Source organism: Polyangium sorediatum, from assembly GCF_029946465.1.
Classification (GTDB): Bacteria; Myxococcota_A; Polyangia; order Polyangiales; family Polyangiaceae; genus Polyangium; species Polyangium fumosum.
On record NZ_JARZHI010000017.1, the window covers coordinates 61646 to 73755 of the forward strand.

At 68.6% G+C, this 12110-nt stretch carries 11 protein-coding genes; 8 read left to right on the top strand and 3 right to left on the bottom strand.

The genetic code is table 11. The annotated features are described in order from the left end of the window. Nucleotides 1-131: 131 nt before the first annotated feature. The gene (locus QHF89_RS20505; RefSeq protein WP_136966530.1) at nucleotides 132-1277 is read left to right on the top strand and encodes a sensor histidine kinase; all 1146 of its coding nucleotides are present in this window, start codon (nucleotides 132-134) and stop codon (nucleotides 1275-1277) included. On the opposite strand, the gene QHF89_RS20510 is transcribed toward QHF89_RS20505, so the two are convergent. Genes QHF89_RS20510 through QHF89_RS20520 form a run of 3 tightly spaced genes read right to left on the bottom strand, consistent with a single transcriptional unit; the run spans nucleotide 1270 to nucleotide 3484 of the window. Next, the gene (locus tag QHF89_RS20510; RefSeq protein ID WP_284720727.1) at nucleotides 1270-2091 is read right to left on the bottom strand and encodes a SirB1 family protein; all 822 of its coding nucleotides are present in this window, start codon (nucleotides 2089-2091) and stop codon (nucleotides 1270-1272) included. The two genes, QHF89_RS20505 and QHF89_RS20510, sit on opposite strands and share 8 nt — an antisense overlap. 36 nt (nucleotides 2092-2127) lie before the next feature. Further along, the gene (locus QHF89_RS20515) at nucleotides 2128-2934 is read right to left on the bottom strand and encodes a polysaccharide deacetylase family protein (protein WP_136966529.1); all 807 of its coding nucleotides are present in this window, start codon (nucleotides 2932-2934) and stop codon (nucleotides 2128-2130) included. Between the two features lie 4 nt (nucleotides 2935-2938). After that, nucleotides 2939-3484 carry a hypothetical protein gene (locus tag QHF89_RS20520; RefSeq protein WP_136966528.1) on the bottom strand — a complete coding sequence of 182 codons (546 nt, stop codon included), beginning with the start codon at nucleotides 3482-3484 and terminating at the stop codon, nucleotides 2939-2941. A 51-nt stretch (nucleotides 3485-3535) separates the two neighbouring features. On the opposite strand from QHF89_RS20520, the gene QHF89_RS20525 reads away from it, so the two are divergent. The 7 genes from QHF89_RS20525 (at nucleotide 3536) to QHF89_RS20555 (ending at nucleotide 11618) form a co-directional block, all read left to right on the top strand. After that, a complete protein-coding gene (locus tag QHF89_RS20525; protein ID WP_136966527.1) occupies nucleotides 3536-5005 on the top strand; it encodes an MBOAT family O-acyltransferase in 1470 nt (489 codons plus the stop codon). A gap of 2 nt (nucleotides 5006-5007) precedes the next feature. Further along, nucleotides 5008-5313, top strand: coding sequence for a hypothetical protein (locus QHF89_RS20530; protein ID WP_136966526.1), 306 nt, complete (start codon nucleotides 5008-5010; stop codon nucleotides 5311-5313). A gap of 34 nt (nucleotides 5314-5347) precedes the next feature. Further along, nucleotides 5348-5728 carry a hypothetical protein gene (locus QHF89_RS20535; protein ID WP_136966525.1) on the top strand — a complete coding sequence of 127 codons (381 nt, stop codon included), beginning with the start codon at nucleotides 5348-5350 and terminating at the stop codon, nucleotides 5726-5728. Next, nucleotides 5725-6360 (top strand): hypothetical protein, encoded by a 636-nt coding sequence (locus QHF89_RS20540; protein WP_136966524.1) that lies wholly within the window; start codon nucleotides 5725-5727, stop codon nucleotides 6358-6360. The genes QHF89_RS20535 and QHF89_RS20540 overlap by 4 nt, the downstream gene beginning before the upstream one ends. A 113-nt stretch (nucleotides 6361-6473) precedes the next feature. Further along, nucleotides 6474-7571 carry a tryptophan 2,3-dioxygenase family protein gene (locus QHF89_RS20545; protein WP_136966523.1) on the top strand — a complete coding sequence of 366 codons (1098 nt, stop codon included), beginning with the start codon at nucleotides 6474-6476 and terminating at the stop codon, nucleotides 7569-7571. A gap of 1 nt (nucleotide 7572) precedes the next feature. Continuing rightward, on the top strand, nucleotides 7573-9594 hold the full coding sequence (locus QHF89_RS20550; RefSeq protein ID WP_284720728.1) for a DCC1-like thiol-disulfide oxidoreductase family protein: 2022 nt from the start codon (nucleotides 7573-7575) through the stop codon (nucleotides 9592-9594). Nucleotides 9595-9599: 5 nt separating this feature from the next. Beyond that, nucleotides 9600-11618, top strand: coding sequence for an HTTM domain-containing protein (locus QHF89_RS20555; RefSeq protein WP_284720729.1), 2019 nt, complete (start codon nucleotides 9600-9602; stop codon nucleotides 11616-11618). Nucleotides 11619-12110 lie beyond the last annotated feature (492 nt).

The following is a 12110-nucleotide window of genomic DNA, read 5'->3' on the forward strand; positions in this document are numbered from 1 at the left end:
AGCGCTCGACCCCTCGGGGCCTGCTCCCTGCTGCATCACGCCGGGAGACGAGACGCGCGCAGGTCCGGCGATTTTTCGGATCGTGAAAGATCACTCTGGTCGGCCCGACCAGAGCCCCGCACCGTAACGAGGTGCGCCCCGGCATCCGCCTTCAGCTCCTCGTCGCGCTCGGCACGCTGCTCGTCCTCGCCTTCCTGCCGCTCTTCTTCGCCGTCGTCAGCTTGCACCGCGCCAGCATGGCCGGCGTCATCCCCACGGCGCCCCTCGTCCGGCTCCTCGCGCTCTATATGGGCATCTTCGCCCTCGCGCTCCTCGTCTTCATGTACCTCGCGATGACGCGGCTCGTGGTCGATCCGATCGAGCGCCTCTCGCGCGCCGCGGGCCGCGTGGCGGAGGGCGCGCGGCGGCTCGAGTTGCCTCGCGCGGGCGCACGTGAGCTCGCCGAGCTCGCGGACAGCGTGGCGCGCATGACCGAGCGCCTGCGCGCCGACGAGGAGAGCCTGCGCGTGAAGATCGACGAGGCCACGCGGTATGCGAAGGAGCTCGAACGCGCGCAGGAGCGGCTCGTGCGCTCCGAGCGCCTCGCCTCCGTGGGACGCCTCGCGGCCGGGCTCGCGCACGAGATCGGAAACCCCATCGCCGCGTTGCTCGGCTTCGAGGAGCTGCTCCTCGCCGGCGGCCTCGACGAGGCCGAGCAACGCGACTTCTTGCAGCGCATGAAGGGCGAGACCGAGCGCATCCACGGCATCCTGCGGGACCTGCTCGACTTCGCCCGCCCTGCGACGAGCGTGCGCGGCGGTCGAGCCCCCGAGATCGGCGGCTCCCTCGCGCAAGCGATCGACGCCGCGCTCGCCCTCGTCAAACCGCAGAAGGCCCTGCGCGACGTGGCCATCACGCTCGACGTCGACAAGCATCTCCCGCTCGTCGCGCTTTCCGAGGAGCGCCTCGTGCAGGTCCTCTTGAACCTGCTCCTCAACGCGGCCGACGCCGTCCCGAAGCCCGGAGGGCGTATCGATCTCGTCGCTCGCCGCGCGCCCGAGGGCGTGCGCGTCGAGGTCCACGACAACGGCCCCGGCGTCGCGCCGGCCATCCGCGATCGGCTCTTCGAACCCTTCACCACGACGAAGGAGATCGGCAAAGGCACGGGCCTCGGGCTCGCGGTGTGCCGGGGCCTGCTCGAATCCGTGGGCGGAACGATCGGCGTCGAGCACGGCGAGGAGGGCGCGGGCGCGCGCTTCTCCTTCACGGTCCCGCTCGCCGCGAAGGACCTCAGTTGAACGAGCGGTTCGCGGTGGGCCGGGCGAGGATCGCGCGGCTGCCGCCGAGCCGATCGAGCTCGCGGGAGAGCTCCGGCGACGGCGCGATCGCGACGAGGTGTTCGAGCACGTTGCGCAGCCGCTCGTCGTCGTTCCGCGACGCGTGGATGCTGCGGAGGTTCGAGAGCATGCGGGCGAGGATCTGGCGCTTGCTGCAAGGTTCGAGCAGGCGCGGATCGACCCGCGGCCCCGCGCCCGTCACCCGCGCGTGCAGGGCTTCGAGCTCCTGCCCGGCGAGGATCCGCCCGTGGAACGGATCGATCACGAGGGGGACGCCCGGGGTCTCGACTTGCTTGGCGGCGTAGCGCGTCCCGAACCCCGGTCGCGGAGCTTCCTTCTGCCGATCCCCCGCGCCGACCAGAAAATGCCCCGGGAACGAGATGCCTTTCGCGTCGATCCCCGCGCGTGTCGCCACGTCGAGCAGCACGACGGCGAGCGTGATCGGGATGCCCTTCTTCCGGTCGAGCACCTCGTTCAGGTAGCTGTTGCGCGGGTCGTAATACTCCTCGGCGTTGCCGCGGAAGCCTTGCGAGCCGTAGAGCCATTCGAGCACCACGCGCACCCGCTCCTCCGTCGTCCCGTGCGGCGCGTCCTGGGCGATGCGCCGCGCCGCCGCGCGGCCGAGCGCTTCGAGCGTCGACACGTACCGCGCGACGTCGAGCGACGGGTACTCGCTCTCCGCGAAGACGAGCGAGGCTTGCACGAGATCGATCTCCGGCTCGGGACGCGAGACGAGGTGGGCGAAGAGGGTCAGGCTCGGGCGAGAAGGCACCATGACGATCCGTCTTCGTTCGTAGCGCTCTTCGGGGCCCTAGGCCGCACCTTCCTCGCGGCTTCCTTCCACGAAATCCGTGACCGCCACGCCCGCGAGGTTCCTCGCCCGCAGGCCTTCGAGGATCTTCGGCAGCGCGGCGAGGCTCGCCGGCACGTGATCCTCGCGCTCGGCCGCGTCGTGCAGCAGCACGATCGCCCCGTCTTCGAGCCCTCGCGTGACGCGCGCCGTCACCTTCTCGGCGTCCGCGGAGGCGAGCCCGTCGATCGCCCGAACCGACCAGCCGACCACGGTCAGATCGAGCGCGTCCACGACCTTCGCGATGCGCGGGTTCGTGTGCCCGATCGGCGGCCGGAAGAGGGTCGGCCTCCGGCCCGTGATCTTCTCCAGCACCACGAGGGAGCGCTCGACGTCCGCGCGCACGGCGGACGTGGGCAACATGGCGAAGGTCCGCGGGTGGGCGTAGCCGTGTGAGCCGAGCGCGTGACCTCGCGCCACGATGTCGCGCACGATCTCCGGGTGCGCCTCGGCCTTCTTGCCGATCACGAAGAACGTCGCCTTGACCTTCGCCTGGTCGAGCAGGTCGAGCACCTTCGGCGTATGCGTGGGGTTCGGCCCGTCGTCGAAGGTCAGGGCCACGCCGCGCGCGTCGTCGGGCCCGCGGCAGACCGCGTCGACGAACATACGCAGGCGCAGGAGGAGCACGCCGGAGAGGACCGTCGCCGTGTACGCGGCGAGCGCGGCGAGCGTGATCCACGTGGGCACGGGCCCGATCAGGAGCGAACGCGCGACGAGCGCGAGGGCCCCGAACGTCGCCATGTAGAACAGGATCCGCGCGGGCGGCACCGCTCTACTTCTTCGCCTTTTTCTCGTCCGCCGACGTGTCGTCGAAGTCCTCGTCGAGCTCGTCCGCGGCCGGCTGCGCGATGCGCTTCTGTGGCCCGGCCTTCGCGGGCGGGGCCTTCGCCTCTTCTTTCGCCTCGCCCTCGGGCTCGGGCGTGTTGTCCGCGTCGTAGAAGCCGCCGAGCACCGCGGCGACCGCGGCGAGCGAGGTGATCGGGAAGTAGCCGAGCTGGATCGTCTCGCTCTTCGCCATCACGCCGACCTGGCTCAGCAGATCGGTCGGGAGGTACATCGTCAGCCACTTGCGCGCGGCGAACATGAGCCCGGCGGCGAGAAGCGCGCCGACGCCGGCCTTCATCCCCGCCTCGATCTTCGCGTCCTTCGCCCAGATGGGTTTGCCCGCGATGAGGCCGATCACGACGCCCGTCACGGCGGCGGCGATGTACGCGAGCCACGCAGGAAGGACGGCAAATCCGAGCTTCACAAGCCCGAACCCGATGAGCCCGCCTACGATGAGGCCTTTGAGGATCCCTACGATCAGGCGCCCGAGCATCACCGTAATCCTTGGCACGGCAGCCCGCGCCGTTCAACATGCGGCCCGCTCGTGAACTTCATCAGCATCGAGTACGCGGTTTTCTTCGCCGTTGCGTTCGTCGGTTGGTGGGGCCTTTCGGCCCTCCGCCCCTCGTTTGCGACGGACGGCGGGCGCCTCCTCGCTTCGTGGCCGCGCATCATCTTTCTCCTTGCGATGAGTTACGGCTTCTACGCCGCCTGGGACTGGCGGTATCTGCCGCTCATCTTCGGCTCGTCGACCGTCGACTTCTTCCTCGCCCGCATCATCGCGAACGAGCCGAGCGCGTCGCGCCGCAAGGCGCTGCTGACGATCACCGTCGTCCTCAACCTCGGCTTCCTCGGCTTCTTCAAGTACTGGAACTTCGGCGTCGAGAACGTCGAGCTCCTCCGCGCGTGGCTCACGGGCACAGCGCCGAAGACGAGCGACGCGATGCGGGTCTTGCTCCCGCCCGTCGGCATCTCGTTCTTCACGTTCGAGTCGATGAGCTACGTCATCGACGTCTACCGCGGCGACCTGCCGGCGCACCGGAGCTACCTCCGGTACCTGCTCTTCGTCTCGTTTTTCCCGCACCTCGTCGCGGGCCCGATCGTTCGCCCGCGGGATCTTCTGCCGCAGCTCGAAGCCGTCCCCTCCCTGCCGAGCCGCGTCGGCGCCGAGGCCCTGTTCCTCATCGCGGTCGGGCTCCTGAAGAAGGTCGTCTTCGCCGATCAGCTCGCGATCCACCTCGTCGATCGTGTCTTCGACCAGCCCGAGAGGTACTCCGCGATCGAGGTGCTCGCGGGCGTCTACGGCTACGCCGTCCAGATCTACTGCGACTTCTCGGGCTACAGCGACATCGCCATCGGCTCGGCGCTCCTGCTCGGCGTGCGCTTCCCGCCGAACTTCGACGCGCCCTACACCTCGTCGAACCTCGCCGAGTTCTGGCGCCGTTGGCACATCTCGTTGTCGAGCTGGCTGCGCGACTACCTCTACATCCCGCTCGGCGGCAACCGCGGTTCGAACCTCGCGACGTACCGCAACCTCATGCTCACGATGCTGCTCGGCGGCCTCTGGCACGGCGCGTCGTGGACGTTTGTCTTCTGGGGGTTTTTGCACGGGCTCGGCCTCGCCGTGACGCGCGCCGTCGAGCGCGCCGGCGGCAAGAGCGCGGGCAAGCCGAAGCGTTTTTTGCCGAAGCCTGTCGGCGTGGTCCTCACGTTCCACTACGTCTGCCTCGCGTGGATCTTCTTCCGCGCCCCGACCTTCGACATCGGCACGCGCGTCCTCAAGCAGATCGCGACCGGGACGACCTTCCACCCGAACCTGCCGCCCATCGTCGCCGCCTTGCTCGCGCTCGGGATCGCCGTGCACCACACGCCGCGCGTGATCTACGATCGGCTGCGCGCCGCGTTCGCGGCCCTGCCGGCCCCCGCGCAGGGTGCCATGCTCTTCGTCGTCGCCGTCGTGCTGCACGAGGCGGCGAGCGTGAAAGCCGTGCCGTTCGTGTACTTCCAGTTCTGACCATGCGCCCCCTCGCCCTGCTCCTCCTCGTTCTCGTTGGCCTCGTCGGTTGTGGCAACACGATCAACGGTCGCGGTGCGGCCGCGCCGCTCGTGCGCGTGCACGCGGCCAAGGACCTCGATTGTCCCGACGAGGAGGTTCGCGTGACCGAGGAGTTCGGCGGGGTCTACAAGGCCATCGGCTGCGGCAGGAAGGCGTACTATCGCACCCTCTGCGAGGGCCTCTCCTGCGAGGTGAGGGGCGAGGGCGACGGGCCCGTCGGCTGGCGGGAGCGGCCCGATCAGACCACGCCCGTCCTTCCGAGGTAGACATCGAACCGGCGCTTAGCGACAGGACCGAACGATGAGCGAGACGAACGAGGGCGCGGATCCGCAGGGCGAGGCCGAAGAGCCGAGCGAGGCCACGCGCCCCAAGAAGAAGCGCAAGAAGAAGGCGAAGGCGCCGCGCGAAGGCGTGCCCTCGTTCGCGCAGCGGTTCCCGCGCGACGAGAGCCTCGACGCGCTGCTCGCCGCCTTCGACCGCGGCGACTACGGTCGCGTCCGCGAGGACGGCGCGCGCCTCGTGAAGAGCACCGACGACCCGGCCGTGCGCCGCGCCGCCGAGGAGCTGCTCCGTCGCATCGAGCCCGATCCGCTCGCGAAGTACATGCTCTTCGCCGCGTGCTTGCTCCTCGCCTTTTTTACGGTCTGGTACTTCTCCCACCGGCTCGCGCCCACCCCATGACGCCGAGGCCGAGCGCACTCGCCCTCGTCCTTTCGGGCTTCACGTTCGCCGCGTGTGGGCCAGCCACGCCCGAGCCGCGGCCTTCGTTCACCACGCCCGGCGAGGGCGTCGTCGATGTTTCCTCCGGCACGCCGATCGAACGGTATTTTCCGATCGTTCACGGCAACCTCTGGCACTACGAGACGACGAGCAACGACGGCGCGCGTGGCCTTTTGCTCGTCCGCGCCCGCCGCACGAGCGCGTTCGAAGGCGAGCTCGTCACGCCCAAGGGCGCGCGCCGCGTCGCGTTCACGAGCGAGGGCGTCGCGCTCCTCGGCCGCTCGGTCTACGTGCTCCGGGCGCCCGTCGTCGTCGGCATGAGCTGGACCGGCGAGCATGGCGGCGGGACGCGGATCGTGGCGGTCGGCCAGAGCGTGACCGTGCCGGCGGGCCGCTTCGAGGGATGTGTCGTCACGGTCGAAGAGCGCGGCGGCGATGTACCCGTCCGGTACACGACCACGTTTTGTCCCGATGTGGGCATCACCGTTCTCGACGTCGAGGCGCGCGTAGGCCACGAGCGAGCGGAACTCCGGAGTTACGGGCCACCCGTGAACATCGGACCCGAGGGCACGAGCGTCACCACGACGCCCTGATCACGGGCAGACGTTACGTTAGCGGCGGTCGCGGGCGCTCTTCGGGCGCGCTGCTCGTGGCTTCCGTTTTCGCCCGTCGGAAGTAGACTCGCCTCGCGACGAGGAGCTGACACATGCGCAACTACTGGGACTACATCAAGGTCGAAGAGCTCCTTTCGCTGCAGGGCGGCTTCGACAACGACGAGAGCAAACTCTCGAACGACGAGGTCGTCTTCATCGTCGTCCACCAGGTCTACGAGCTCTGGTTCAAGCTCATCCTGCGCGAGCTCGAGACGGCGCGCGATCTCTTCCGCCAGAACCCCGTGCCCGACATGAAGCTCGCGAACGCGGCGACCTCGCTCCGCCGCGTCGTCGCGCTCTTCGAGCAGGCCGTGCCGCACTTCCGCGTGATGGAGACGCTGACCACGCGCGACTACCTCGACTTCCGGGATCGCCTGATCCCGGCGAGCGGCTTCCAGTCGGCGCAGATGCGCGAGATCGAGATCCTGCTCGGGCTCGACGACAACCTGCGCATCCCGCTCGGCCGCGAGGGCAGCTACATGGCGGCGCTCCGCTCCTCGGACGGCTCTGCCTCGCCGGCGCTCGCCCGCGTCGAGCACCGCAGAGAGAGCGGGCCGAGCTTCAAGACCGTGCTCTACGACTGGCTCTCGCGCACGCCGATCGACGGCCCTGCGACGCAGGAGTCGGCCGAGCGTTTCGCGCGGGCGTTCATCGCGGGGCACGAGAAGGAGATCGAGAACCGCATCCGGCTCGCGAAGCAAAACGCGCTCACGCCCGACGACATCGCGCGGCTCGAGCAGCGGTACCGGGCCGAGATCAAGTTCGCCGAGCGCTTCCTCCAGGCCGAGGACGAGGAGGGGCTCGACGACGAGGCGCGCGCCTTCCGCCGCCGCTTGCGCGCGGCGATCGTGTTCCTGGAGAGCTACCGCGAGCTGCCGCGGCTCGCGTGGCCGCGCGAGGTCATCGACCTCGTGATCGCGGTCGAGCAGCAGATGATCATCTGGCGCCAGCGCCACGCGCGTATGGTCGAGCGCGTGATCGGCCGCCGCACGGGCACGGGCGGCTCCGCGGGCGTCGATTACCTCGATCAGACCGCACTCCGTTATCGCATCTTCAACGACCTTTGGGCTGTGCGGACCATCTTGCTCCGCAAGCCGAGCGTCCCGTTGCTCTCGCACGAGGACGAGTACCGATTCCGGGTCGAGGATTGACGTGGGCAAACGAATTCTGTCGAGCTTCCTTACCATCGACGCTCGCTCCCTGGGGCTCTTCCGCATCACGATGGCCCTCGTCCTTTGCGGCGACCTCTTCCGCCGCTGGCCCTGGGTGCGCGCGTTTTATTCGAACGAGGGCGTCCTCCCGAACCACAACCACATCTTCAACCTGCGCGACAAAGGCCAGGTCTGGAGCTTCCTCCACGCCTTTTCGAGCGTCGGCGAGAATCACGTCGCGTTCGCCCTGATCCTGCTCGTCTACCTCGGCTTTCTCCTCGGCTGGAAGACGCGCGTCTTCCACGCGCTCTCCCTCGTCGGGCTCGTGAGCCTCGGCGCGCGGAACATCCTGCTCGAAAATCAGGGCAACTACGCGGCCGTCGCGCTCCTCTTCTTCACGCTCTTCTTGCCGCTCGGCAGCCGCTTCTCCGTCGACGCCCTCGTCCGCTCGTATGCGGATCGCGACGAGAAGACCGACGCCGATCTGAACGATCGCACGCGGCCCACGGAGGCCGAGCTCGCGGCCACGCGTGGCCCCGGCTGGTCGCCCCTCTCGTTCGCGGCGCTCGCCGTCACATTGCAAATCGTGATCATCCTGATCGCGTCCGCGGCATGGCATTTCGCGGGGCCGTGGCGGGACGGCAGCGGGCTTTATTATGCGCTCCAGGTCGAGCGCTGGGTGAGCGACGTCGGCGTGCGGTTTCAACATGCGCCGGCGGGCGTCTTGAAGGGCCTCTCGTATTTGCTCCTCGCCACGGAATGCGTGGTGCCGCTCCTCGTGCTCGTCCCCGTGGCGCGCCGGCCCTTGCGTGGGATCGCGGTCGGGCTGCTCGTCGTGTATGCGCTCGCGCTCGGCGTCCTGTTCTCGCTCGGCCTGTATGCCTGGACGCTCCTCGCCGCCGCGGCGCTGCTCCTGCCCGCGGAGAGCTGGGACGCCTTCGAGCGCCGCTTCTCGCCCGAGCGCGCGCGCAGCGTCGTGTACGACGAGGATTGCGGCGTTTGCTTGTGGCTCGCGCGCCTCGCCAAACGCCTCGATGCCCATACCCACCTCACGTTCCAGGGCAATGGCGACCTCTCGGGTTTGCTCCGCGGCAAGGCCGACGGCTCGGTCGAGAAGGTCGATCTGCCGGCGGGCATCACCGAGGAGCTCGTGCAGGACACCATCGTCGTCGTGGACGCGAAGGGCACGGTCTTCACGCGGAGCCGCGGCATTGCGGAGATCGTGCGGGCTCTGCCGCTCGGGCAGCCGCTCGCCTTCGTCATGCGCCTGCCGGGCATCTCGAATCTGCTCGACGTCTTGTACGACGCTTTCGCCAAGCGACGCACGAACATCAGCGTGCTCGTTGGCCTGGACGCGTGTGGCCTCCCCGCGCCGAAAGACGAATCCGATGCCGAGGCCGCCGAGGCCCTCGAAGTCCCGTCTGCCGTGCGCGCGAAGCGTCTCGTGACGGGTGGCCTCCGCGACGCGTTCGCGCTCGTGCTTTTCGTCGCGGCGCTCGCCCAGGCGGCCAAGGAAAACCCGCTCCCGTTCGCGATTCCCCAGGGCAGGGTGCTCGCGGCGGTCGTCGCCTGGCCGCGCATGCTGGAGCGCTGGGACGTGCTCGTCGTGAACGCGGACGAGGACGGCGTCTTCGTGATCGACGGCCAGAACCGCAAGGGCGCGAGCATCGACCCGCTCACGGGCGCCCCGCCCGCGATCGACCCTGTCGCGTTCAACACGCGCAAGCTCGGCCAGCTCTGGAACGATTACTTGAACCGCGTCCGCCAGCGCGAGTACGAGCCGTACCAGAAGGCCCTGCGTGATTACCTCGGCAAGGGCGGCCCCGCGCTCGAAGGCCGCGCGCCGGACGAGCAGCTCTCGGGGTACGACGCGTACTGGGTGAAGTATTCGATTGCGAAGCCCGGCGAGAGCCCGGCGCGGGTCGAGAAGGGTCGCGAAAAACTCTTCACGCATTCGCGCGGCGGACGCCTGGCGATCGACAGGCTCCCGATCATCAAGCCCGACGTCCGCCGGCAGGAGTAGGCGCCGTGGCCGATGTAGCCGCCGAGGGCGAGGTCACGGCCGACGCGCCGGAGGAGAAGCCGCGGAAGGACAAAGCCGCGAGGCCGTGGTTTTCCCCGCTCCGCGCCGCGTTCGTGTGGCTGCGCGACCATTACATGACGATGGATCCGCGCACGCTCGGATTTTTCCGGCTCGTGATCGGCTTCCTGGTCACGGCCGATTGCATCCGGCACTGGATGGATGCGCGCTTGTTCTACTCGAACGAGGGCATCCTCACGAACCATTACCACCTCTTCCGTCCGAGCAGCGGCTTCAATTTCAGCATCTTCCACGCGTTCTCCACGCCCGGAGAGGTCCACGTCGCCTTCGCGATCGCGACGTTTTGCCATTTTTGTTTCTTCCTCGGCTGGCATACCCGCATCTTCTCGGTCCTCTCGTTCTTCTTCGTGACGAGCCTCGACAACCGGCTCGTCATGGTCGAGAACGGCGGGTACGTCGTGGAAAACCTGCTCATCGGCTGGGCGATGTTCATGCCCACCGGCCAGCGATTCTCGGTCGACGCGCTCTTGCGCTCGTTCCGCGAGCGCAAGGAGCGTTCGTCCGCGGAGCTCAACGCCCGCGCGCCGTTCGCCTGGGCCACGAAGCCCTACGTTTCGCTCATCGGGCTCGTCACGACCCTGAACGTCGCGGTCATTTATTATTTCAACGTCGTCAACAAATCGGGCCACATCTGGCGCAAGGGCGACACGGTCCATTACGTGCTCCACCTCGATCGCATGATCACGGGGCTCGCCGTGCCGTTTCGCGAGTACATGCCGCTCTGGATGATGCGGCCCGTCGCCTGGAGCGTGCTCGTCGTCGAGGCGCTCCTCGTGCCGCTCATCCTCGCCCCCGCCGGCCGCCGCATCACGCGGCCGCTCGCGATGCTCCTGATGACCGGCCTGCACGGGAGCTTCGGCGTGATGATGCGCCTCGGCCCGTTCTCCTGGTTCATGATCGCCTGGAGCTTCCTGTTCCCCCAGCCCGTGCACTGGGAGATCCTCGGCCGCTGGTACACGAAGAAGGCCCGCGCGTGGGTCGTAGTCTACGATCGGCGCTCCCCGCTCGCGTTTTTCATGTGCCGGCTCCTCGCGCGCCTCGACCTCTGCGAGCGCCTCACGTTCGAGGAGAGCCCCGAGGAAGACGCCACGCCGGCGCTCCTCCGTGTCCGCGATGCTGCGACGAACGAGGCCTACGACGACCACGCGGCGCTCGCGGCGATCGCGCGATCGCTTCCGGCGGGCCGCTTGTTCTGGCCGCTCTTCCGCGTCCTCACGCTCGGCCTGTCCGCGCCGCTCTTCGGCGCCGTCGCGCGCCGTCGGGACGCCGTCGCCCGCGCCTTGGGCCTCGGCACGAAGCTGCGCGGCCGTGAGGCGAGCGCGCCGCCGTCCCCGCTCGCCGTGCGCGCGGGGCGCGTGCGTGCGGGCTTGCGCGAGGCGCTCGTGGCCTGGGTCTTCGTCTGCGCGGTGAGCCAGACGGTGAACGAGAACAAGTCGGTCCCTGCGCCCTTCAAGCACCAGCAACCGTGGCTCATGCAGGCGACCCTCGGCTACCCGCGCATGTACCAGGGCTGGGGGATGTTCGCGCCGAACCCGATCAGCGACGACGGCTCGATCTCGGTCGACGCCGTCACGCTCGGCGGTCGCCGCGTCGATCCGTTCACCGGCGACGTGCCGGACCTCAATCTCTCGGACGCGCGTGGCCTCGGCCTGAACCAGATCTGGCAGGACTACTTCAACCGCATCCGGCTCGATCGGAACAAGGTGTTCCGTCATGGGCTCAAGGAGTACCTCCTGCGCTGGCACGAAGAGACGGGCCGCCCCGAGGACGAGCTTGTCGCGTTCGATGTGTACTGGCTCCGGGATCAGTGCCCTCTGCCTGGACAAACACAACCCTACAAGCATGAAAAGATTGCGATCCTGACATATCGAAAGCCTGGATACAGGCCTCCGCCGGGCAATCCGCCGCTCCCGCCCGAGCCAAAGGTCGAGAGCGCGGGCAACTAAAGAGCGGGCCGCGTCACGTCGGCGCAGCGCGTGATTCTGTCGTGCGACAATGTGGGCCGTCCGGAGCGCTCTTTGCGTTCCGGTGTGGCCGTGCGGGCTGGCTTGCATCGCAGCGTCGAGCACCGAACGTGCGATGGGCAAACGGTTCGGGTTCGTTTAGGATTCTCGGGACTGTATGCACGACGTCCTCCCTGCTTCGATCGATCTTCGGCGGGGGACCGAGGGCCACGTGTGCCGACGCCCTCGCCGTGCGGAGGTTCGTCGTCGTGAGGCTCGAGGTGCGTCCTCGCCGGGGTGGGCGAGAAACACGCCATGCGGGCTACCTGGTGCGTCGCTTCGCCTCCTCGGGGTATATGCTGCTTCCCGGAGCGCGCCGCGCGGCGCGCTTCGAACGTTCGAGGAAGGTTCGAGGCTTTTCGCGGCACGTAAGGACAATGGACCGCGACGAGGCCGATGGGCGGTCCCCAGGAGACGAGGTCGGGTTACGCGTCG

Coding starts and splice junctions, on each gene's coding strand:
- QHF89_RS20545 (WP_136966523.1), top strand. CDS start 6,474: ATGCGCAACTACTGGGACTACATCAAGGTCGAAGAGCTCCTTTCGCTG.
- QHF89_RS20520 (WP_136966528.1), bottom strand. CDS start 3,484: ATGCTCGGGCGCCTGATCGTAGGGATCCTCAAAGGCCTCATCGTAGGC.
- QHF89_RS20540 (WP_136966524.1), top strand. CDS start 5,725: ATGACGCCGAGGCCGAGCGCACTCGCCCTCGTCCTTTCGGGCTTCACG.
- QHF89_RS20535 (WP_136966525.1), top strand. CDS start 5,348: ATGAGCGAGACGAACGAGGGCGCGGATCCGCAGGGCGAGGCCGAAGAG.
- QHF89_RS20510 (WP_284720727.1), bottom strand. CDS start 2,091: ATGGTGCCTTCTCGCCCGAGCCTGACCCTCTTCGCCCACCTCGTCTCG.
- QHF89_RS20530 (WP_136966526.1), top strand. CDS start 5,008: ATGCGCCCCCTCGCCCTGCTCCTCCTCGTTCTCGTTGGCCTCGTCGGT.